The organism is Pseudomonas sp. Sample_23, assembly GCF_004307595.1.
GTDB lineage: Bacteria > Pseudomonadota > Gammaproteobacteria > Pseudomonadales > Pseudomonadaceae > Aquipseudomonas > Aquipseudomonas atacamensis.
This window is the reverse complement of the sequence record NZ_RCNX01000059.1, coordinates 93482-116190: the sequence shown is the minus strand read 5'-3', so window position 1 is coordinate 116190 and position 22709 is coordinate 93482. Positions and strand designations below refer to the sequence as shown.

The window sequence follows — 22709 nt, the reverse complement described above, 5'->3', positions numbered from 1 at the left end:
TATTAGTGATAGCCAACTTCACTCCCTTCGATTCGTCGTGACCTCGTGCGAGGCCGAGAATCCGCAAATTCCCAAACCGTCTGGCGGACACAACCCATGGAACAGTCACTCAAACCTTTGCGTTATCCCCTTGCCGCGTTGGCGCTGGTAGCGCTTGCTGCGTGTGAACGCACACCCGATGCCGCTCAGGTTCCCGGGGCGCCGCACGTTACCGTCGCGAAAGTGCTTGAGCAACCCATCACCGAGTGGGATGAAGTCACTGCTCGCCTGGAAGCACCAGAAACCGTAGAGGTTCGCCCACGGGTGACGGGCCAGATCGAACGCGTGGCTTTTACCGATGGTGTGCTGGTGAAGAAGGGCGATTTGCTGTTCCAGATTGATCCGCGTCCGTTCGAGCATGAAGTGCATCGCATCGAGGCGCAGTTGCAACAGGCACGCGCCACGCTGATCCGCACTAGCAACGAGGCGCAGCGCGGACAGCGTCTGTTAAGCAGCAACGCGATCTCTGCCGAACTCGCCGACACTCGCACAACCACGGCGCAGGAAGCCCGGGCCGGTGTCGATGCGATCCAGGCGCAGCTGGATCTGGCGCGTTTGAATCTCAGCTTTACCCGCGTCACGGCGCCGATCACCGGTCGTGTCAGCCGCGCGGAAATCACCGCCGGCAACATTGTCACCGCCGACACGACCGCGCTGACCAGCGTGGTCTCCACCGACAAGGTCTACGCATACTTCGATGCTGACGAACGCATGTTCCTCAAGTACAGCCTGCTTTCCCGCCAGGGCCAGCGCGGCCAGACCACGCCGGTCTACATGGGGCTTTCGAACGAGGAGGGCAACACGCACCTTGGGCAGATGAATTTTGTCGACAACCAGGTAAACCCGAAAACCGGCACCATCCGAGGCCGTGCGGTTTTTGATAACGCTGGCGGTCAATACACCCCTGGTCTGTATGCGCGCTTGAAACTGGTGGGTAGCGCTGCGTATCCCGGTCTGTTGATCAAAGACGAAGCGGTCGGCACCGACCTCGGCAAGAAATTCGTGCTAGTGGTCGGCCAGGACAACAAAGCGGTTTATCGCAGCGTTGATCTGGGGCCGAAACTGGAAGGCCTGCGCATCGTGCGCAGCGGCTTGCAGAAAGAAGATCGCATCGTCATCAACGGCCTGCAGCGCGTCCGCCCAGGTGCTTTGATCGATCCGCAGGACGCGCCGATGGCGAGCCCGGAAACGGTCACCACACTGGCTCGCCAGCGTCAGGCAATCGAAGCCGCCAATCAACCGGCTTCAGCTAAATCGCCTGCGCTGGTGAATGCTGAATCTGCCGCTGCACCTCGCGGATAAGGAGCACTGACATGAAGTTCTCCCAGTTCTTTATCACGCGGCCGATTTTCGCCGCAGTGCTATCGCTGCTGATCCTGATCGCCGGAGCCATCTCGCTGTTCCAGTTACCGATCAGCGAATACCCGGAAGTGGTGCCACCGACCGTGGTGGTCCACGCCAACTACCCCGGCGCCAACCCGAAAGTCATCGGTGAAACCGTGGCCGCGCCGTTGGAGCAGGCGATCACCGGCGTCGAGAACATGTTGTACATGTCCTCGCAATCCACCGCTGACGGCCGACTGACCCTGACCGTGACATTCGCTTTGGGCACCGATCTGGACAACGCCCAGGTCCAAGTGCAGAACCGTGTGACCCGCACCGAACCCAAGCTGCCAGAGGAAGTGACGCGCATAGGTATTACCGTCGACAAGGCTTCTCCCGAGCTGACCTTGCTGGTGCATCTGGTGGCACCGGACAAGCGCTACGACATGCTCTACCTGTCGAACTACGCGATCCTCAACGTCAAGGATGAGCTGTCGCGCCTCGACGGTATCGGCGATGTGAAGATGTTCGGTATCGGTGATTACTCGCTGCGTATCTGGCTCGATCCGAACAAGACCGCTTCGCGCAATCTGACCGCAACCGACGTAGTTAACGCGGTGCGCGAGCAGAACCGTCAGGTCGCTGCAGGACAACTGGGTTCGCCGCCGGCACCGAATGCCACGAGCTTCCAGATGTCGATCAACTCCCAGGGGCGTTTGGTCAGTGAAGAAGAGTTCGAGAACGTCATTATCCGCAGCGGTCCGGATGGCGAGATCACGCGTCTGAAAGACATCGCCCGGGTCGAGTTGGGCTCCAACCAATACGCCTTGCGCGCCTTGCTCAACAACGAGGAAGCGGTGGCGATGCCGATCTTCCAGCGTCCGGGCTCGAATGCGATCGACATCTCCAACCAGGTGCGGGCGAAGATGGCGGAACTGAAGAAGAGTTTCCCGGAAGGCATGGACTACGAAATTGTCTATGACCCGACGATCTTCGTGCGCAGTTCGATCGAGGCAGTGGTTCACACCCTGTTCGAAGCATTGATTCTCGTGGTACTGGTGGTGATCCTGTTCCTGCAAACCTGGCGCGCCTCGATCATTCCGCTGGTCGCGGTGCCGGTGTCGCTGATCGGTACGTTTGCCGTGATGCACCTGTTCGGCTTCTCGTTGAATGCGCTGTCGCTGTTCGGCCTCGTGCTGGCGATCGGGATCGTGGTGGACGATGCGATCGTGGTGGTGGAGAACGTCGAACGGAACATCGAGTCGGGGCTGGAACCGGTCGAGGCGACCAAAAAAGCCATGGGCGAGGTGACCGGTCCGATCATTGCCACGGCGCTGGTGTTGTGTGCGGTGTTCGTACCCGCAGCCTTTATTTCCGGCTTGACCGGGCAGTTCTACAAGCAGTTTGCGTTGACGATTGCGATCTCTACGGTGATCTCTGCGTTCAACTCCTTGACCTTGTCACCGGCCCTGGCCGCCGTGTTGCTCAAGGCACACGGCGCACCGAAGGACCGTTTCTCCAAAGTGTTGGATCGCCTGCTTGGTGGCTGGCTGTTCAAACCTTTCAACCGCTTCTTCGATAAGGCCAGCCATGGCTATGTGATTGCCGTGGCCAAGATCATTCGCGGCAGCAGCGTGGCGTTGCTGATATACGCAGGTCTGATCGCCTTGACCTACATGGGCTTCAGCACCACGCCGACCGGTTTTGTGCCGACCCAGGACAAGAAGTACCTAGTGACTTTCGCCCAATTGCCGGACGCCGCGAGCCTGGATCGCACCGAAAACGTGATCCGGCGCATGAGCACCATCGCCATGAACGAACCGGGCTTCGACAGCGCCGTGGCCTTCCCGGGCCTTTCGATCAACGGCTTCACAAACAGTCCGAATGCCGGCATCGCCTTCATCGGTTTGCGGCCGTTCGATGAGCGCAAGGATCCGAGCCTGTCAGCCGGGGCGATTTCCGCTTCGCTGAACGCCAAGTTCGGCAGCATCCAGGACGCCTACATCGCGGTGTTTCCGCCGCCGCCAGTGCAAGGCTTGGGCACCATCGGCGGGTTCCGTTTGCAGATCGAGGACCGGGGCAACCTGGGTTACGACGAGCTGTACAAAGAAACCATGAACATCATCAACAAGAGCCGCAGCGTTCCGGAGCTGGCCAACCTGTTCACCAGTTACACGATCAACGTGCCGCAGATCGAAGCCGCCATTGACCGCGAAAAAGCCAAGACCCACGGCGTGGCGATCAACCACATTTTCGACACGTTGCAGGTGTACCTGGGCTCGCTGTATGCCAACGACTTCAACCGTTTCGGGCGGACCTACCAGGTCAACGTACAGGCCGAACAACAGTTCCGCCAGGAGCCGGAACAGATCGGCCAATTGAAGGTGCGCAACGACCGCGGCGAGATGATCCCGTTGGCCACCTTCGTCAAGATCAGCCCTAGTTCGGGGCCTGACCGCGTCTCGCACTACAACGGTTTCGTCACCGCCGAAATCAACGGCAGCGCTGCGCCAGGCTACAGCTCCGGCCAGGCCCAGGCGGCGATTGAAAAACTGCTGAAAGAAGAATTGCCGAATGGCATGACCTACGAATGGACCGACCTGACCTACCAACAGATCCTGTCCGGCAACACCGCGTTGCTGGTGTTCCCGCTCTGCGTGTTGTTGGCGTTCCTGGTGCTGGCGGCGCTGTATGAAAGCTGGAGCCTGCCATTGGCGGTGATCCTGATCGTGCCGATGACCCTGCTGTCGGCGATTGCCGGGGTGATCATTTCCAAGGGCGACAACAACATCTTTACCCAGATCGGCCTGATCGTGCTGGTTGGTCTGGCCTGCAAGAACGCGATCCTGATCGTCGAGTTCGCCAAGGACAAACAGGAGCAGGGCATGTCGCCGCTGGATGCGGTGCTGGAGGCTTGCCGCATGCGGTTGCGGCCGATCCTGATGACCTCGTTCGCCTTCATCATGGGTGTGATTCCGCTGGTGACGTCCACTGGTGCCGGCTCCGAAATGCGCCGGGCGATGGGGGTTGCGGTGTTCTCCGGGATGCTCGGCGTAACTTTCTTCGGCTTGCTGCTGACGCCGGTGTTCTTCGTGCTGATTCGTCGCTCCATTGAGCGCAAAAACGCACGCAAGGTCGCCAAGGTTCACCCAACAACCGCATTGCATCCGGAGGCACACTGATGAACACCTTGAAGCTTTTTTTTCCCAGCCTTCTCGTCGTTGCGCTCGCCGCGTGTACGGTCGGTCCCGACTACAAGACGCCTGACACCGCGCCGGCCACTATCGTGTCGATCCAGGGCGGGCACTACGATCAATCGCGGTTTGAAACGGTGTGGTGGCAGCAATTCGATGACCCCACGCTCAACCAGTTGGTGAGCAAATCCCTGGAAGGTAACCGCGATCTGCGCGTGGCGTTCGCCCGCTGGAAAGCGGCCCGAGCGATTCGGGACGACGTCAGCAACGACAATTTGCCGGTGGTTACCAGCCGCGTCAGCAGCCAACAAGGAAAGGGCCAAGTGCCCGGTCAGACCGAAAGCCGCGTCAATCAGGAACGCTATGATCTTGGCCTCGACATGGCCTGGGAAGTCGATCTGTTCGGTCGCATCCAGCGCCAACTGGAATCCAGCGACGCTCAGGAAGATGCTGCCGCCGCAGACTTGTATCAACTGCGCGTGACGATGATTGCCGAGTTGGTGGACGCCTATGGCCAATTGCGCGGCGCACAACTGCGGGAAAAGATCGCCCTGGCCAACCTGAAGAACCAGCAGGATTCGCGCAGCGTGACGGTCAGCCTGCGCGATGCGGGTGCGGGTAATGAACTCGACGTAGTGCGCGCCGATGCACGTCTGGCTGCGGTCGAGGCTACGGTGCCGCAACTTCAAGCGGAGCAGGTGCGGCAGAAAAACCGCATCGCCACGCTGCTGGGTGAGCGTCCGAATACGTTGAGCGTGTCGTTGAACCCCGCCGAGTTGCCAGCCATCGCCAAAGTGCTGACAATTGGTGATCCCGCAGAGCTGCTGCGTCGGCGCCCGGATGTGCTTGCCGCCGAGCGCAGGCTGGCTTCCTCCACTGCGGATATCGGTGTGGCCACCGCCGACTTGTTCCCGCGCGTGAGCCTGAGCGGTTTCCTTGGTTTCACCGCCGGCCGTGGTTCGCAGATTGGTTCCAGTGCCGCCAGGGCCTGGAGTCTGGGACCGAACATCACCTGGGCAGCATTTGATCTGGGCAGCGTGCGGGCGCGCATTCGCGGTGCCGACGCCAATGCCGAAGGCGCGCTGGCGACCTATGAACAGCAAGTGCTGCTGGCGCTGGAAGAGTCTGAAAACGCCTTCAGCGACTATGGCAAACGCCAACAACGCTTGTTGTCGTTGATCAAACAAAGCGAATCGAGCCGCGCCGCTGCCGACCTTGCGGCCATCCAGTACAAGGAAGGAACCGTGGATTATCTGGTGCTGCTGGATGCGCAGCGCGAGCGGCTCAACGCCGAAGATGCTCAGGCACTGGGTGAAACCGATCAGTACCGTGGCATCGTCGCGATCTATAAAGCGTTGGGTGGTGGTTGGGACAGCGGTGACGGCAGGGTCGCGAGCGTTTATTGATATACCGATCGAAACCCCTGGCGGAATCTTTGGCACAATATCAGAAGCGATTTAGAGAAGGTGCAGCGTTTACCTCGCCTGATCGTTCGTCATTATGATTCCAGCAGCGATTGCTCACACCATCGCTGCTGGTCTGGACTCCACAGGCAAGGCGTGTCGAGAACTGCGGCAACTTAAGGTAATAGGCCTGCCGAGCGATACGTCGCGATTGTTCTGTCAAAGACACTGATGTCAGCCCGCCCGCGAGCGATCAATTGAGCTCCCTCCACAGCCGCATAGATCGCCAGCGCTTGTTCCTGTCGTTCCTCAAGGCTCAGCTGTGGCCGGCAAACCGACAACACTTCCGTCAGCCAGCGCACATTCAGTTCGGTGAAACCGTCGACCTCTGTCCTTACCTCTGGTGGCAAGTCATCGTATTCGGCAGACATGATCCCGCACAGGCACATGCGATTGTCGTTGACCAAAGCCATGCGAAAGATGTCCGTGTAGCCCTTGATCCACACATTCAGGTCGTCGGAATCGGCCCGTAAGCCAGCAAGGTATTCAAGCCCATCCTCGGTGTAACGTTTGGCTAAAGCCGCGCCCAAGTCGCCTTTGGTAGGGAAGTGGTAGTGGATGCTCGCGCTTTTGATGCCGACTTCCTTGGCGAGCTCACGAAAGCTCAAGCCGTTGTAGCCCCGGGTCTGCACCATCTTTCGGGCAGCCGACATGATCGTTTCTCGTGTATCCGTCGTCACAAATAAATCTCCCTATCGATAGATAGACGTTGACAGTGAAAATGTTCTTGCCGTAGCTTATACCTATCGATAGGTAGATGGATAGTTATGGAGCTCGTATGAAGATTTTTGATATCCCTGGTTTTCCAAACCCGCTGCGCATTCGTATTGTTCTCGCCGAAAAAGGGCTGGGCTCGCAAGTAGAGTTCATTAAGGTCGACCTGCCTGCTGCGGAACACAAGCAACCCGCGTTCCTGACGATCAACCCGTTGGGTACCGTCCCGGTGCTGCAACTGGATGACGGCACCAACATCAGCGAATGTACCGCAATCACCGAGTATCTGGACAATCTGGACGGCAACCCGATTCTCACCGGCAAGACGCCGAAGGAAAAGGCCATTATCCACATGATGCAAAAGCGCGCAGAGTCCGAGCTGGCGGATCCGGTCGGCTATTACTTCCACCACGCCACGCCGGGGCTCGGTGCCGCGCTGCAGCCCTACAAGAGTCCTGAATGGGAAGGTCGTATCGAGTGGGGCAACCGTCAGCGCGACAAAGCAGTTGCCGGCATGCACTACTTCGATCAGCTCTTGCGCAGTCAGCCATACATCGCCGGTGAGCAATTTTCCATGGCCGACATCACGGTGTATGCCGGGCTGATCTTCGCCGGTTTCGCCAGTATTGCCATCCCCAATCAGTGCAGCGCGCTCCTGGCATGGCAGGCGAAAGTGCAGCAACGCCCAAGCGTAAAAAATCCCGCCTGATCCTTGCTCCTCCGCCCCAACTGGAAAACAGTCAGGGCGGACCTAAACCTACTCGTTTTTTTCAGGTTCCTCTATATGACCCTTTTCAACATCCGATGGGCGATGCGCCATACCCTGGCCATCGTCGCGCTGACGACTGCGTGCTCGACATTGACTGTTCAGGCCAGCAGCACCCCAGCAGAAAAAAAAGCTGCACATAGCTACACCCATCAAACCGCTCCGACCCAGTTCATCGAAGTCGAGGGTGCGCGCCTGGCATATCGTCGCTTCGGCAAACCCAGTGCCGTGCCACTGGTATTTCTCCAGCATTTCGTTGGCAACCTAGACAGCTGGGATCCCAAAGTCATCGACGGTTTTGCCCGTGATCGTGAAATTATCCTTTTCGACAATGCCGGCGTCGCCAGTTCCAGCGGTGAAGTACCGAACACCATCGAAGGCATGGCCAAATATGCCTCCGGCCTGCTGCAGGCACTGAACGTGAAAAAGGCTGACTTGCTCGGCTTTTCCATGGGCAGTCTGATCGCACAGCAAGTGACGCTTGATCATCCGAACCTCGTCCGTCGCCTGATTCTGGTCGGTTCATCACCTCGCGGTGGAGTTGGTATGGACTCGCTGACGCCGGAATTTCAGGGCTACCTGGCGAAAAAGCGTGCCGTACCGGATGAACTGTTGCTGGACGTTTTCTTTACCCAGACCGTAGAAAGCCAGGCCGCCGGACGCGAATTCCTTTCCCGTCTGCGCTCACGTAGGGTCAATCGCGATGTTGATGTCGATAGCAAGACTGCACCCGCACAAGCAGCCGCCATCGCTGGTTGGGGGGCGCCAGCCGGCAACGCCAACGACTACCTGAAAGGCATCAAGCAACCGACGATGGTAGTCGCCGGCAGCCATGACATTGTCTTCTACACAGTTAATGACGTGACCTTGCAGCAGAGTTTGCCCAACGCCCAGTTGGTGATCTACCCGGATTCAAACCATGGCGCGATCTATCAATACCCGGATCTATTTTTGAAACACGCCACGCTGTTTCTCAATGGGGTGAAGTAATCGAAACAAAGCACTGACGATTTGCTCGGCAGTACATGCCGCACGACCGATTAGGCTCCAAGTCAGGCCTGCGTCTACAGATCTGACGAGCGAAGAATCCAGGATCTCAAAATATGAAAGCGATTCAGTTCCGTAGCTTCGGCGGCCCCGAAGTACTCGAGTACGTCGACTTGCCAACGCCCGTGCCGCGGCCGGGAGAAGTATTGATAGAAACCTCCGCGATTGGGGTGAATTTTCCGGATATTCGTGAACGGTTAGGCATGTATAACCGGCCCGAAACACGCGTTGGTGGTGTCACGCTGCCGCATGTATCCGGACTTCAGGTGGTCGGACGCGTTTCAAAAACAGGAGCGGGCGTTGACCGTGCCGTTATCGGGCGCAAGGTCATGGCCTTGATGCCCAAGGGCGCATACGCACAGCAGGCTATTGCCCGTGCTGACATGCTGGTAATGCTGGATGAGTCGGTAAACGACGTCGCCATGGCGGGTTTACCTTGTCAGGGGGTGACTGCGTTCCTCGCTCTACGCACATGCGCGCATTTACAGTCAGGTGAAAGCGTTTTGATCCAAGGCGCCGCCGGGGGGCTTGGCAGTCTGGCTGTGCAGATTGCAAAAGCCATGGGCGCACAGACAGTTTTCGGTACGGCCAGCACTGAAAATCGACGCGCATTCGTGCGCAGCCTCGGGGCCGACTATGCCATTAGCTACGACACTCCCCAGTGGCCGGAGCGGGTGCTTAAATTGACCGAGGGGCGTGGAGTCGATGTGATCCTCGAAACCATCGGCGGCGAAGTGTTCGATCAGAATTTTGAGTGTCTCGCCATGCTGGGGCGTTGTGTGGTGGTAGGCTCCACGCGGGGGCCAGGCGAGGCATTGGCGCCTCGTCGGTTGATGGCCAAAGCGCAAACCTTGACCGGCATGTACCTGCCGACGTTCTTCCAGCGCCCTACTTTGATTCGCGAAGCTTTGCAATTCCTCGCTGATGGCGTTTCAGGCGGAGTGATCAGACCAGTCATCGGCGCGACGTTACCCCTGAGCGAAGCAGGGCTGGCGCACGCCTTATTGGAGCGAAGGGAAGTGCAAGGCGTCATTGTGCTGGATCCAAACCTCTAAGAGTGAATCTCCGATTCCCTGAGTTTTCTCGCGAATTAATGATGTAGGGGGGCTGTGGCGTTGATCAGGCGGACAAACATTCATCAGTAAATATGTCCTCACGAGAAGAGGACGCTATGCGGCATCACGGTTTCAATGGCAATGCAAGATGTTGACGCTCGGACTGGTGCTCGCGTGGGACGATCAATGCATTAGTGCGGTCACATAGCCTTTCTAGGTCTATAAAGGATAAGGTCTTGCGCACACGCGTCACGCCGTCCTCATTAAGAGTGGCCCGATATTAGCGTTGCGATTATGGCGGTTCGTCTACCGATGGCGGACCTGATAGGCTGCTTCTGGCCGTTAGCGGCCACTTGCGAACGGCCGCTTCTAGGCGAAACCTGTTATACATGAACGCCAGCAATTGCTCGATTACAACCCCCCCCATTAGCCTGAAATCTAAGTCTTGAAGGGAGCCAGTTTCCTGCCCCCGTCAGATTGTGGAACCTTCGTTTTTCCGAGAATTCTTCCTGCATCCTTCGCAGGTGAAAGCCCAAATACCTTCGTATAGTCTCGACTAAACTGCGTTGGGCTTTCGTAGCCCACCTCGAAAGCTGCCGCCATGACGCTCCTGCCGCTGGCTACCATGAGCATCCGCGCCTGAAGTAAGCGCACTCGTTTGTGATACTGCAATGGACTCAACGTCGTCACCGCTTTGAAGTGGCGATGGAAGGCCGAGACGCTCATTGCCGCTTTCTGAGCCAAGCTTTCCACCCTGATCGGCTGCGCAAAATCTCGACGGATCCATTGAATGGCTGTGTTCACTCTGGCCATGGCGGTATCGGGCGCTGCGATCTCTCGCAGCATCCAGCCGTGGGGGCCTTGCAGCACGCGAAACAGTATCTCGCGTTCATAAACAGGCGCCAGGGCTGCGATAGCTTCCGGGTTGCCCATCAATCGCAACATGCGCACCCATGCGTCCATTAATTCGGTCGTAACGGCCGCCACCGAAAAGCCCGGGTCGCTTTCATGGCGGCCGACAGGTTTGGGCAGGTCAGCCAGCAAGGTTGATAACACGGTGGGATCAAGCGTGAGGCTTATGGCCAGATAGGGTTCGCCCGTTGCCGCAGGGTGCACCGCGCCCACCGCAGGCAACTGAATCGACATGACGAAATAGGTCGCAGGGTCGTATCGCAGCGTGCGGTCGCCCACGGTCATGGTTTTGCTGCCCTGCAGAATCAAGTTGATCATCGGGTCATAGACTGCCGCCAGCATATGCTCGGGGATTTTGCCTTGGACCATAGCGACGCGGGGAATGCCCGTCTCTGTGCGGCGTTTTTCGGCCTTGGCGGCGAGGATGCGGAGTTCGTTAAGTTGTTCGTTCATGCTGGCCATGCTGAATGTCACAGCAGGAGCAACGCAAGCGAAAAGTAGAAACAGGCAGATTTCGAGTAGGAACGGCTGCGTCCGCAGTGACCAGCGCCCTTAATGTGGAGGCTCATTCAAGCAGTCGAGGAGTACGTCATGGGCGTTATCGTCATTACCGGAGGCAGTCGAGGGATCGGTGCGAGTGCAGCAGAACACGCCGCCCGGTGGGGTATGGGTGTCATTCTTACTTACAACCAGCATCCGGACGATGCGGATGATGTGGTGCGACGCATTGAACGAGCGGGCGGCAAGGGCGTTGCGCTTAATCTCGACGTGGCGGATGTGGAAAGTTTCAAAGGGTTCCGCGATGCCATCCTGTTAGTGCTCCGGGAGACATGGGGCACAAGCACCCTCTCAGGTTTAGTTAATAACGCCGGCTATGGCCTGTTCAACCCGCTGGCGTCGGTCAGCGAGGCTCAGTTTGATGGTCTTTTCAAAGTCCATCTGAAAGGCCCTTTCTTTCTGACGCAGACCTTGCTGCCATTACTGGAGGAGAACGCCAGCATCGTCAATCTGACCAGCGCTACTACACGCGTGGCCACCTCCGGGGTGGCGCCGTATGCGGCGTTCAAAGGTGGACTGGAAGTGCTCACGCGCTACATGGCCAAAGAGTTCGGTGATCGGCGCATACGTGTCAATGCGGTTTCACCTGGGGCGATTCGAACCGAGTTAGGTGGCGGGCTCAATGATGAGTTTGAGGCGATGCTGGCTGAGCAAACGGCGCTAGGCAGAGTCGGTGAGCCCGAAGATGTGGCCCGCGTCATTGCCATGTTGCTGTCCCAAGACGGGGCCTGGATCAATGCCCAGACCATCGAAGTCGCGGGCGGCTACATCATCTGAACGATCGGGAGACGTTGCCATGCTGGATCATATTTTTCTGTCTGTGAGTGACATTGAGCGCTCTATCCGTTTCTACGAAGCTACGTTGGCGCCGCTGGGTATCACCGCGCGCTTGGACTACGATGGCAAGGACGGTCCGCCTGGGCATCCGGACCTGAAAGGTTTCGGCGCCAAGGGCCGGATGTTTTTCTGGCTGCGTCAGGGTGAAGTCGAAGGCCGAGCGGTACATGTCGGTTTCGTCGCAGACAGTAAAGCTCAGGTTGCGGCGGCCTATGCGGCAGCGTTGGCTCAGGACGCCGTCGATCAAGGCGCACCGGGGGCGCGTCTGCACTACGACCCCAACTACTACGCGGCCAATGTTCTGGATCCTGACGGATACAGCCTGGAATTCGTTTACAAGAACTGGCAGCACGCACAATGAAAAAATTGATGATTTATGGCGCAACCGGCTACGTCGGGCGCATGGCGACCGACTATGCAGTGGCGCAGGGACTGGACGTTGTCATCGCCGGGCGCAGCCACGACAAGCTGCGCGCTCTGGCTGCACAGTTGGACGTTCCTTATCGCGTGTTTTCCCCTCATGCCCCGTCGACACAATGCCTGGAAGGCATTGGCCTGCTGGTGAACTTTGCCGGCCCCTTCGCGCGGACAGCTGACGCCTTGATGTGGCTCTGTATCAAGGCTGGAGTCGATTATCTGGATATCACGGCCGAGATCAACGTATATCGGTTGGCCGAGCAATTGGGCGATGAGGCGGCAGGGGCAGGGGTCATGCTCCTACCTGGCGTCGGTTGGGACGTAGTGCCGACCGACTGCCTGGCGGTGCATGTCGCTCGTCGGGTGAAATATCCGCAGTCGTTGAACATTGCACTACAGGTCGCGGGTTCCATTTCACGTGGGTCAGCACTGAGTGTTAGCGAAATTGTTGGAGCGGGGCTGCTGGCCCGGATTGATGGAGCGCTTCTTTCAACTCCCGATGCGCAACCGCGACACTTCGATTTTGGCGACGGCCAGGAGCTTTGCGTGCCTTTGTCGTTCGGTGATCTGGTCACCGGCTGGCGCTCCACCGGCATTCCCAATATTGCAATGTTTGTACATTTTTCCGGTGATCCATTACCTGACGGAGATCTTTCAAAAATTCCCGAGGGGCCGAACGCGCAACAGCGCGAAGCTCATCGCGCTCGGGCAGTGGCCGAGGTAACTGGCGCTGACGGCACTGTGGCACGTTCAGTGATCGAAACCGTCAACGGTTACACCTATACGCCGATTGCTGCCATGGAGGCGGCACGCCAAGTATTGAACGGCGTGCGAAGACCGGGTTTTGAGACACCGGCAAAGCTGCTGGGCGGCTCATTCGCCGAGAGCATCGGCGGTACGACCATCACTGATTACTGATTGATCGGACGATAGTGCAGATGTTGTTTACTCAGGATTCCACTGCGCTGTCGTCTGCCTCGAACTCATGGGCAAGCCACCTGCCGGCAATCCGTGCGACGTTCACCAAGCGCTCGCTGGACATCCCGCTGCATGCCGCTGCAGACAGCCCCCGCAGGGTGACCAGGATGTAGTCAGCCCAGGTCTGCGCAGCGTCCGGGCAGACTTGGTCCAGATACCGGCGGATCGCCTGGATTCCAGCGTCGCCGAATTTCTCCGCCATGTTTCGAGCGACCGGATCGTCCGCACGCAGGCCTTCGGTGATCAGGCAACCACGCAAAGCGCTATCTCGCCCGTACTGCTGCGCAGCGGCAATCAGCAGCGAGGTTAGCGCTTCGGCGGGAGGTCGATCCGGTGCCAGCAGTCTGTCCATTGGCAGCGCGTTTTCTGCGGCATAGCGATGCATTGCTCGTTCGAACAGTTCGGCCTTGCTTCCATAGGCTGCGTAAAAGCTCGGCGGCTTGATATTCATTGCCTCGGTCAGGTCGGTCAGGCTGACAGCGTCGTATCCACGCTGGTGAAACAGTGCTTGTGCGATGGCTATCCCTTGCTCCCGGTCAAAGGCGGAACGGCGCTGTCTGGGTTTTTCGTTCATGGCTATTTCTCTAGGTAATACGCCACTGTAGCGATCGCTACATGCAAGTTCAAACGCTTCGGTTGCTCCTTTTATTTAGTACTCACTAAATAATTTGCAGAGGACGTTCTTCCTATGTAGTGTTCACTACATATACGACAGTTGAGGTTCATCCCATGCAATTCAGAAACAAGGTCGTGCTGGTTACTGGCGGTTCTTCGGGCCTCGGCTTCGCAATCGCCGAAGCATTCGTCAGCCAGGGTGCGGATCTGATCATTACCGGGCGCCGCCAGCCTCAGCTAGACGAAGCAGCAAGTCGCCTCGGTGGGAATGTTTCTGCGGTGCGGACTAATATCTCGGACCCAGCCTCCCTAGGGGAACTGTTCAAGCATATCGGTGCGGTCCACGGTCGTATCGATGTATTGATCGCTAACGCCGGGATGGGTGAAATCGAGCCTCTAGGTGCAATCACCGACGCGGGCTTCGATCGGGTGTTCGCGACCAACGTCAAAGGCACCACCTTTACGGTTCAGGGGGCGTTACCGCTGATGAGCGAGGGGAGCAGCGTTGTCATTATCGGCTCGACTTCTTCGATCAACCCTGGACCTGGTATGAGCGTGTACGGAGCAACCAAGGCCGCACTACGCGCGTTGGTGAGGAGCTGGATTCTCGACATCAAAGGATCGGGTGTACGCATTAACTTACTCAGCCCCGGGCCGGTGGACACCCCGTCCCTACGGGCCGTGCTTGGTGAAAACGCGCCACAGGTAATCGATTTGCTAAATGAGAAGAGCACCCTCGGCCGGATCGGCCAGGCACACGAGATCGGCCAAGCTGCGCTCTTTCTGGCGAGCGAGGCGTCGAGCTATGTCAATGGTGCCGAGCTGTTCGCCGACGGTGGAGCTTCTCAGGTTTGAACGCCCATGGATCGGTCGTCTCGCCAAATGCTTACCTTCCGCTGAACGACGACAATGCCTTAACGGGCAATCCGCAACGGGAATATCATTCGCTTATAGCTGACGAGTGCAACCATCCTGCCGAGTGAATCGGGGATGCAAGGAGTTACCAAATGAGTAAGTTTGCTGGATCAGTAATCGATCATGTGGGCATTGGTGTCTCGGACATTTTGCGCGCTCGCGCCTTTTACGAGCGGTCGCTCGAGCCGTTAGGGATCACATTGCTAATGAGCATCGAGACGGACCATCCGCATTCGACGCCTCGCAGACTTGGGTTCGGCTCCGCAGGCAAGCCGTTCCTGTGGCTGCACGATGCACCAGTTCCCAGCTACGGGGCTCATATCGCGCTGATGGCGCAGAGTCATGGGGCCGTCGACGCATTCCATGCGGCTGCCATCGCCGTTGGCGGACAGGACAATGGCGCACCAGGCATCAGGCCTCAGTACCACTCCGATTATTACGCAGCCTATGTACTGGGCCCTGACGGAGTTAATCTGGAGTGTGTTTGCCAACTGACGCCTTAGGTGCCTGGGCTCTCATTAGGTATCTGTCAGGTGGCATTCTTCGTCAGCTTTTCAACCGCATCGAGCTGTTAGCCAATGGAGGTTTTCCCAGAATTGAATGTGTTCCTGTTTAGCTATGGAGCAATTCTTATAACCGATAGCAGCGCCAACTCAAGATGTCTCGTGGCACGGCTGTAATGAGGCTCCTCCTCTGGCCTGTTGCTGTGGCTGCTCCTGGCCGTTAGCTGCCGCTCGTGACCGCCAGCTTCCGGCCAAAAGCTGACAGTCGTGGCCGCACTATGATGAGCTAGCCTCCAATCGAGGCTGGGGGCATTCGATGCTTGACTTCTACACGACATCCCCTGTCGGGGCGACAAAAACAACAAGAGTTAAACTGCTACCGGGGAGATACTGTACGACGCGAAATTCCTGCTGCGGCACCGTCCCGTTGGTAGCGATATTGAACTGGCTGCACGCGGGGAAGAGGAACCCGATCACTTCGGCTCCTTAATTGACCCCTGTGGGCAGTTCCTCTGCCGAAAGCTGAGGCAAGCCGCTGAGCGGCAGTGAATCATGCCCCTTCCAAGATCACGTATTCCGGCAAGTTTTACATGCCTCTGGCATTAGTCTGGCCCCGTGGCGCTTTGCTTGCGCTGTTTGCGGTCCATCGGATTGTAAGTCAATGAGCTCATTCGGCTTCGCTCAAATGGTCGATATGAGCAAAGCGCTCGACCAGAAAGTCGATCAGGGTGCGAACCCGTGCAGATAGCTGCAGTTGCTGCGGGTAAACTGCATAGACATCCGCGCGGGTAGGCGTCTGATCTTCAAGGATCAACTGCAAGCGGCCGCTTCGGACATATCGGGCGATGTCCCACTCTGCTCGCATCAGAATGCCGTAACCCTCCAACGCCCAATTCAAAGCCACCTCGCCGTCGTTGCAACCCAGGGCGCCATGCACTTTGATGTTTTGAGTACGGCTCCCTGCTGCGAAACTCCATACGCCATAAGGCGTCTCGTTTTGCCTGATGAAAATGCAGTTGTGCTGCTGCAAATCTGCCAGTCGCTCAGGTGTGCCGTGCTTCTGCAGGTAGAGGGGAGAGGCACAGAGCAACCGACGGTTGGATGCGATTTTGCGAGCATGGAATGCTGCATCTGGCAGTGTGCCGAAACGGATGCTCAGGTCAAACCCATGGGTCGTGAGATCCAGTGGGTGGTCGCTGATCTCCAGTTGTATTTCAACCTCAGGATACCGGCTGTAAAAGGCCGCCAACGCCGGCCCGATATAGCGGCGACCAAAGCCGAGCGATGCGTTGACCCGAATCAACCCTTTGGGAGTTGCCCGACTGCTGCTGACCATCTGCTCGACCTCATGGATCTGCGTCAGGATTCGCGCCGCGTGGGAGAAGTAAAGCTCACCCTCTGTGGTCAGGCTCATTGAGCGGGTGGTGCGATTGATTAAACGAATGCCCAGCCTGGCTTCCAGCGCCGATAGACGTTTGCTCACTGCCGGAGGGGTGACCCCCAGCTCGCGAGCCGTGGCGGCAAGGCTGCCTTGGTTGGCCAGCAGGTAAAAAAACGACAGGTCTAAGGTCTGGCTCATTCATCGCTCAAAGTCGTGTATGGGGCGTATAAGTTTGATTGAAGCATCATCAATACATATATCCTGCCCATGGCTTGTCTGAATAGCATTTTCAACCTGCAAAAGCAGGAGCTTTAGGTGAAGGTGCTCTGGTTTCCGTCAGTGCTGCGCTTGCTTCGGGGGCGAGCCACCTTGAACCGTAATCACCTTTTCAAATCCGCACGGCCCGGTTGTTTACCTGAAGGCTTGGTCTCGAGTGGTTTACGGCTCAAAAAAGGCGAAGGATTCATAACCTAAAGTAAATTATGTAGTGATTTAAAGTAACTCACGCCTTCCGATTCAATACTTATACTCGGAACACACCCTGATCGAACGACTCCGTTTGACGGGCAAAACAAAACTTACAAAGGTGTTCCCAAATGAATGCGTACAAAATTGCTTCGGTTCCTGGAGACGGTATCGGCATTGAAGTTATTGCTGCCGGGGTTGAAGTCCTCAAGGCGCTGTCCAAGAAAGTCGGCTTTGAAATTACCTTCAAGGACTTCGACTGGAACTCGGATAACTACTTGAAAAATGGCTACTACATTCCGGAAGGTGGCCTGGAAGAACTCAAGACTTTCGATGCGATTTTCTTCGGTGCCGTAGGTGCGCTGAACGTTCCTGACCACATTTCTTTGTGGGGACTGCGTCTGCCTATTTGCCAAGGCTTTGACCAGTACGCAAACGTACGTCCTGCCCGCGTGCTTCCTGGCGTTAAAAGCCCGCTGCACAATGGTGATCAGATCGACTGGGTCGTGGTGCGTGAAAACTCTGAAGGTGAGTACTCGGGCAACGGCGGACGCGTACACCGTGGCTTGCCAGAAGAAGTGGCCACTGAAGTCTCTGTGTTCACCCGTGCCGGTGTTGAGCGTATCCACCGTTTTGCTTTCCAGTTGGCCCAGAGCCGTCCGCGCAAGCACTTGACTATGGTCACTAAGTCCAACGCCCAGCGCCATGGCATGGTGTTGTGGGATGAGATCTTCTACGAGGTGGCCAAGGACTTCCCTGATGTGAAGATCGACAAAGAACTGGTCGATGCCGTTACCACACGCATGGTGCTTAAGCCATCCACTCTGGATGTGATCGTGGCGACCAACCTGCACGCCGATATCCTTTCCGACCTCGCCGCCGCCTTGTCAGGTAGCCTGGGTATTGCACCGACTGCCAATCTAAATCCTTCGCGCCAGTTCCCGTCGATGTTCGAGCCGATCCACGGTTCCGCCTTCGACATCACCGGTAAAGGCGTCGCCAACCCGATCGCAACCTTCTGGACTGCGGCCATGATGCTCGAGCATCTGGGCGAGGCTGCGGCCGCCAAGGAACTGATGTCCGCCATCGAAGCTGTTACCGAAAGCGGTTTGCACACGCCTGATTTAGGCGGTACAGCGACCACTCGGCAGATCACCGACGCTGTAATCAAGCTGATTGGCCGCTAATTCATAGTAATAACTACGGCATACCGCCAAGGGAGGGGTCATTGATCCAGCCCTTGGCATTTCCTGACAACAATAAAAAATCAGGGCCCCGTCATGAAAAGAATTCTGGGAAAGCTCTACGTTCAAGTTTTGCTAGCCGTGATCCTCGGTGCCATCGTGGGTGTAGCGGTTCCTGAAACCGGTGAAGCACTGAAGCCCTTGGGCGACGCGTTCATCAAACTGATCAAGATGCTCCTTGCACCGGTGATTTTCCTCACGGTGGTAACGGGCATCGCCAAGATGGAAAACATGAAGGAGTTAGGGCGTGTCGGTATGCGCGCACTGATCTACTTCGAGGTGGTGTCGACCCTAGCACTGGTGGTTGGTCTGGTGGTGGTGGACGTGTTCAAGCCCGGCGCAGGCATGAACATCGACGTCGCGACGCTGGACGCTTCAAGCCTGGATACCTATACCACCGCAGCGAAGCACACGACGTTCATGGATTTCGTGATGAACATCATCCCGAACACCATTGTCGATGCCTTTGCCAAAGGCAATGTACTGCAGATCCTATTGTTCTCGGTGCTGCTGGGCGTCGCCCTGGCACAGGTTGGCCCCCGCGCAAAATTCTTCGTCGACACGCTTGATAGCCTGATGCAGGGCATGTTCCGAATGGTCAACATGATCATGCGCTTGGCCCCCATTGGCGCATTCGGCGCGATTGCCTTCACCATCGGCAAATACGGCTTCGGCTCGCTGTTCTCGCTGGGCAAGCTGATGGCCTGTGTCTACCTCACCTGCATCGTGTTTGTGATCTTCGTGCTCGGTCCCATCTGCCGCATGAGTGGTTTCAGCCTGTGGAAGTTCCTGCGGTTTATTAAGGAAGAGTTGTTCACTGTGCTGGGCACCAGTTCATCGGAGTCGGTACTACCGCAGATGATTTCCAAGATGGAGAAGGCAGGGGTTTCCAAGCCGGTTGCTGGCATGGTGATTCCGGCGAGCCTGACGTTCAACCCGGATGGGCAGGCGATCTACTACACCATTGCAGCCATCTTCATTGCCCAGGCCACCAACACACCATTGACCTTGATGGACCAATTGATCGTGCTGGCCGTGCTGATGTTCACCTCCAAGGGATCGGCCGGGGTGACAGGTTCGGGTTTTATCATTCTGGCGGCCACCCTGGCTTCGCTGGGAACCATTCCGGTCGCTGGCATGGTGCTGTTGTTGGGTGTCGACCGTTTCATGTCTGAAGCGCGTGCCATCACCAACACCATTGGCAACGGCGTCGGCACCATGGCGATTGCCAAGTGGGTAGGAGCACTGGATACGGCGAAGATGAATCGTGCACTCAACGGTCAGCCGGAGCCTGATGAAGTGACGCCCCCTGTCGCCAGCCAATCCGCGTCCCATGACGCTCATAGCAACGGCTCTCAACAGGTGGGCCTGGCGCCTGCTTTGAAGGTCTAAGCTTCTGCAATCAGAAGTTTGGGCTGGCTCAACGTCGGCTCCTTCCCGGAGTCGACGTTTTCTTTTTAGGTGACCTTCAATTTGAAATCAGATAGCTGCGCCGGTTGCGTGACGAGTCATTTTCAAAGGTAAAAACAATGTTTGAGTTGGATCATGTGCTTGCGCAGGACATCGTCGATCGAGCAATGCTCATCCTTCCTTTCAATGTCAATGTGATGGACTGCCAGGGCTTGATTATGGGCAGTGGCGAGCCCGAGCGGATAAACACCCGTCATGAGGGTGCCCAGCTAGTTCTGGCGAACCAGCGCGTGGTGGAAATCGATGTGCAGTCGTCTCCCTGCCTCAAAGGGGTCCAGCCAGGTATCAATGTGCCCCTCATGCACGATGAACGCTTGATTGGCGTGCTGGGCCTTACCGGCGATCCGCATACGCTGCGTACTTACGCAGAATTGCTGCGCATGACCGCTGAAATGCTAGTTTCGCAACGGCACCGCGAAGTGCAGTCGCAATGGCGCAAGCAGCGCAGCGACGACTTGCTGGCCTTGCTCTTGGGGGATGCGGGAAACTCTCCTCGCTTGTTGGACGAAGCGCAGCAGCTAGGGCTCAAACACCAGCTCACGCGCACGCCACTTTTGATTGAGTTCGCGTCTAACCAGGTCGCAGCGATGGTGAGTGAATGGTTGCTGGGGCGGGTTCCGGACAGTTGGTGTCTGAGTCCGTCGCCTAATACGGTCCTGTGGTGCTGCCCCGCCGTCAGCGGGGTCGATCCTCACAAGTACCTGCAAAAAATGCAGAGCCAAGGCTGGACGCCTGTTCGTGTGGCCATCGGAGTGCCTGTCCAGGGCATGGAGCGGCTACGCAAAGTCTGCGCGCATGTGACGGCGCTAGCGGCCTATGGTCGTGCCGTTTTGAAGACGCAGCGGCTTTTGCTGCTGACGCGCTTGCGTCTGCCGGCAATGTTATGGGCTCATCGAGAAGAGTATGTGGTCGAGGAACTACTGGCCGTCGTCAACAAGGTGCGTGCCAAGGACAGCAATGGTCAGTTGATGCAAACGTTGCGAAGCTGGTGTGAGCACAGTGGGCAAATCCAAACCTGTGCAGATGCCCTAGGCTTGCATCGAAACACCCTGCGTTATCGGATGGATAGGATTTCAGAGATCACCGAAATGGATTTGAACAAGCTAGATGACGTGGTTGTTTTGTACCTGGGTGTGCAACTGATGTCTGACGGTTGAGCCTCGATGTTCAGCGTAAACAGGCGCAGACTTGCATCAGCGCCTGAGGTTGGAGGCTAAACGGTTCGCCGATATCAGCACTCGGCATAGGTTTAGCGAGTACCTGCGCCGTAAACCGCGAAGGCGCCCAATGCTTCTTCTATTCGCAGTAGACGATTGTATTTGCTCACTCGGTCCGACCGGCACAACGATCCGGTCTTGATCTGTCCGGCCCGCGTGGCGACGGCGAGGTCGGCAATGAAGGTATCCTCCGTTTCCCCGGAGCGGTGTGAGATGACCGCTTTGTAGCCCGCCGCTTGAGCCATGCGAATGGCGGCCAGGGTTTCGGTCAAGGTGCCGATCTGGTTGTATTTGATCAGCACCGAGTTGGCAATCCCTCGATCTATCCCTTCCTTGAGGATGCGCGTGTTGGTGACGAACAGATCGTCGCCTACCAGTTGCACATGTTCGCCAAGCTGGGCGGTCAGTTTTTTCCAGCCGTCCCAGTCACTTTCGTCCATGCCGTCTTCGATAGAAGTGATGGGGTAGCGCTCACAGAGTGAGCTCAAGTAACGGGAAAAGTCTTCGGAGTCGAATCGACGATCTTCACCCTGCAGATGGTAGAAACCGTCCTCGAAGAATTCGGAGGCTGCGCAGTCGAGCGCTAGAGTAACGTCCTGTCCCAGCACATAGCCTGCTCGCTCCACGGCTTCTTGGATGACCAACAAAGCGGCTTCGTTGGAGGGCAGCGAAGGGGCAAATCCGCCTTCGTCGCCGACCGAGGTACTCAGGCCTTGAACGCGCAAAACGGCTTTCAAGGAGTGAAAGATCTCGGCACCCATGCGCAGTGCCTCGCGAAACGATGAGGCTGAAACCGGCTGAATCATAAACTCCTGAATGTCCACATTATTATCGGCATGTTCGCCGCCGTTAATGATGTTCATCATCGGTATCGGCAAGGCGTACCGTCCAGGTTGACCGTACAGGGAGGCCAGGTGTTCGTACAGCTCCAGGCCCTGATGCTGTGCGCCAGCCCGTGCGGTGGCCAGCGATACGGCTAGCGTCGCATTGGCGCCCAAGGCGCTTTTGGAATCTGTGCCGTCCAGTTTGATCATGGCCTCATCGACGGTCTTCTGGTCCAAAGCGCTAAGCCCTTTGACCCGTGCGCTGATCACGCCCTTGACGTTTTCCACGGCGCGCAGTACGCCCTTGCCCAGGTAGCGAGCCTCACCATCGCGAAGCTCCAGCGCTTCTCTCGAACCCGTCGATGCGCCAGAGGGCACACTGGCGGAACCGGTCACACCGTTGGCCAGTGTCACGCTGGCTTCTATCGTCGGGTTGCCGCGTGAATCGAGTATCTCGCGAGCGTGAATGTGCGCAATGGCAGAGGTTTCAGGCGTCATGGAGGGTCTCCGATTGAGTGGTGCTTGCAGGGCGCGGTTGGTTGGCGTTTTCGAGCAGTTCTTGCTGCTCTGCTCGTAAGGCACGGACGTCGAAATCCCGTGGCCAATCAGTCATGGACTCTCGGGGAGTCGGCATTTGTACGGCTGGGTGCTGCTTCGAAATCATTGGACGTCACTCTTTTTGATATTGAGGGACAACTATTACCTGACCAAGCCTACGCCGAGATTCGGGCGAATCCTTTAGGCGCGCGAACAAAAGCGCTTGCCTTTGCTT

19 protein-coding genes are annotated in these 22709 nt (G+C 57.3%); 14 read left to right on the top strand and 5 right to left on the bottom strand.

Annotated features, from left to right (window positions below; translation table 11 throughout):
• Nucleotides 1–96: 96 nt before the first annotated feature.
• Genes mexE through D8U82_RS16155 form a run of 3 tightly spaced genes read left to right on the top strand, consistent with a single transcriptional unit; the run spans nt 97 to nt 5962 of the window.
• Nucleotides 97–1341 carry a multidrug efflux RND transporter periplasmic adaptor subunit MexE gene (gene mexE, locus D8U82_RS16165; RefSeq protein WP_093101804.1) on the top strand — a complete coding sequence of 415 codons (1245 nt, stop codon included), beginning with the start codon at nt 97–99 and terminating at the stop codon, nt 1339–1341.
• 11 nt (nt 1342–1352) lie between these two features.
• Nucleotides 1353–4544 carry an efflux RND transporter permease subunit gene (locus D8U82_RS16160; protein ID WP_093101803.1) on the top strand — a complete coding sequence of 1064 codons (3192 nt, stop codon included), beginning with the start codon at nt 1353–1355 and terminating at the stop codon, nt 4542–4544.
• Complete coding sequence (locus tag D8U82_RS16155) at nt 4544–5962, top strand: TolC family protein (protein ID WP_093101802.1); 1419 nt, start codon at nt 4544–4546, stop codon at nt 5960–5962. Before D8U82_RS16160 ends, D8U82_RS16155 begins: the two co-directional genes overlap by 1 nt.
• Nucleotides 5963–6135: 173 nt before the next feature.
• Here D8U82_RS16155 and D8U82_RS16150 read toward each other — a convergent pair whose 3' ends face one another.
• Nucleotides 6136–6672 (bottom strand): TetR/AcrR family transcriptional regulator, encoded by a 537-nt coding sequence (locus tag D8U82_RS16150; RefSeq protein WP_093101801.1) that lies wholly within the window; start codon nt 6670–6672, stop codon nt 6136–6138.
• A gap of 125 nt (nt 6673–6797) precedes the next feature.
• Between D8U82_RS16150 and D8U82_RS16145 the strand changes: the two genes are divergently transcribed.
• From D8U82_RS16145 to D8U82_RS16135, 3 genes are all read left to right on the top strand, one after another.
• Nucleotides 6798–7442, top strand: a complete 645-nt coding sequence (locus tag D8U82_RS16145) for a glutathione S-transferase (protein ID WP_093101800.1) — start codon at nt 6798–6800, stop codon at nt 7440–7442.
• A gap of 75 nt (nt 7443–7517) precedes the next feature.
• A complete protein-coding gene (locus D8U82_RS16140; RefSeq protein WP_093101799.1) occupies nt 7518–8489 on the top strand; it encodes an alpha/beta hydrolase in 972 nt (323 codons plus the stop codon).
• 113 nt (nt 8490–8602) lie between these two features.
• On the top strand, nt 8603–9601 hold the full coding sequence (locus D8U82_RS16135) for a zinc-binding dehydrogenase (RefSeq protein ID WP_093101798.1): 999 nt from the start codon (nt 8603–8605) through the stop codon (nt 9599–9601).
• A gap of 438 nt (nt 9602–10039) precedes the next feature.
• On the opposite strand, the gene D8U82_RS16130 is transcribed toward D8U82_RS16135, so the two are convergent.
• Nucleotides 10040–10966 carry an AraC family transcriptional regulator gene (locus D8U82_RS16130; protein ID WP_093101797.1) on the bottom strand — a complete coding sequence of 309 codons (927 nt, stop codon included), beginning with the start codon at nt 10964–10966 and terminating at the stop codon, nt 10040–10042.
• Nucleotides 10967–11104: 138 nt separating this feature from the next.
• Here D8U82_RS16130 and D8U82_RS16125 point away from each other — a divergent pair, with 138 nt between their 5' ends.
• From D8U82_RS16125 to D8U82_RS16115, 3 genes are read left to right on the top strand one after another with little or no spacing between them, the layout of a single operon-like run.
• On the top strand, nt 11105–11848 hold the full coding sequence (locus D8U82_RS16125; RefSeq protein WP_093106733.1) for an SDR family oxidoreductase: 744 nt from the start codon (nt 11105–11107) through the stop codon (nt 11846–11848).
• A gap of 19 nt (nt 11849–11867) precedes the next feature.
• Nucleotides 11868–12269, top strand: a complete 402-nt coding sequence (locus D8U82_RS16120; protein ID WP_093101796.1) for a VOC family protein — start codon at nt 11868–11870, stop codon at nt 12267–12269.
• Entirely contained in the window at nt 12266–13243 is a 978-nt protein-coding gene (locus D8U82_RS16115; protein WP_093101795.1) for a saccharopine dehydrogenase NADP-binding domain-containing protein, read from the top strand. Before D8U82_RS16120 ends, D8U82_RS16115 begins: the two co-directional genes overlap by 4 nt.
• Nucleotides 13244–13274: 31 nt before the next feature.
• On the opposite strand, the gene D8U82_RS16110 is transcribed toward D8U82_RS16115, so the two are convergent.
• Complete coding sequence (locus D8U82_RS16110) at nt 13275–13877, bottom strand: TetR/AcrR family transcriptional regulator (protein ID WP_093101794.1); 603 nt, start codon at nt 13875–13877, stop codon at nt 13275–13277.
• A 155-nt stretch (nt 13878–14032) separates the two neighbouring features.
• On the opposite strand from D8U82_RS16110, the gene D8U82_RS16105 reads away from it, so the two are divergent.
• Together D8U82_RS16105 and D8U82_RS16100 are read left to right on the top strand one after the other, a co-directional pair.
• Nucleotides 14033–14773, top strand: a complete 741-nt coding sequence (locus tag D8U82_RS16105; protein ID WP_093101793.1) for an SDR family oxidoreductase — start codon at nt 14033–14035, stop codon at nt 14771–14773.
• A 152-nt stretch (nt 14774–14925) separates the two neighbouring features.
• Complete coding sequence (locus D8U82_RS16100) at nt 14926–15336, top strand: VOC family protein (RefSeq protein ID WP_093101792.1); 411 nt, start codon at nt 14926–14928, stop codon at nt 15334–15336.
• Between the two features lie 667 nt (nt 15337–16003).
• Here the strand turns inward: D8U82_RS16100 and D8U82_RS16095 are convergent.
• Entirely contained in the window at nt 16004–16915 is a 912-nt protein-coding gene (locus D8U82_RS16095) for a LysR family transcriptional regulator (protein WP_093101791.1), read from the bottom strand.
• Nucleotides 16916–17313: 398 nt separating this feature from the next.
• On the opposite strand from D8U82_RS16095, the gene D8U82_RS16090 reads away from it, so the two are divergent.
• The 3 genes from D8U82_RS16090 (at nt 17314) to D8U82_RS16080 (ending at nt 21053) form a co-directional block, all read left to right on the top strand.
• On the top strand, nt 17314–18369 hold the full coding sequence (locus tag D8U82_RS16090; protein ID WP_093101790.1) for a tartrate dehydrogenase: 1056 nt from the start codon (nt 17314–17316) through the stop codon (nt 18367–18369).
• 93 nt (nt 18370–18462) lie between these two features.
• Nucleotides 18463–19818, top strand: a complete 1356-nt coding sequence (locus tag D8U82_RS16085) for a dicarboxylate/amino acid:cation symporter (RefSeq protein ID WP_122611016.1) — start codon at nt 18463–18465, stop codon at nt 19816–19818.
• A 137-nt stretch (nt 19819–19955) separates the two neighbouring features.
• Entirely contained in the window at nt 19956–21053 is a 1098-nt protein-coding gene (locus D8U82_RS16080) for a sugar diacid recognition domain-containing protein (protein WP_093101788.1), read from the top strand.
• Between the two features lie 92 nt (nt 21054–21145).
• Here D8U82_RS16080 and eno read toward each other — a convergent pair whose 3' ends face one another.
• Nucleotides 21146–22435 carry a phosphopyruvate hydratase gene (gene eno, locus D8U82_RS16075; RefSeq protein WP_093101787.1) on the bottom strand — a complete coding sequence of 430 codons (1290 nt, stop codon included), beginning with the start codon at nt 22433–22435 and terminating at the stop codon, nt 21146–21148.
• Between the last annotated feature and the right edge of the window lie 274 nt (nt 22436–22709).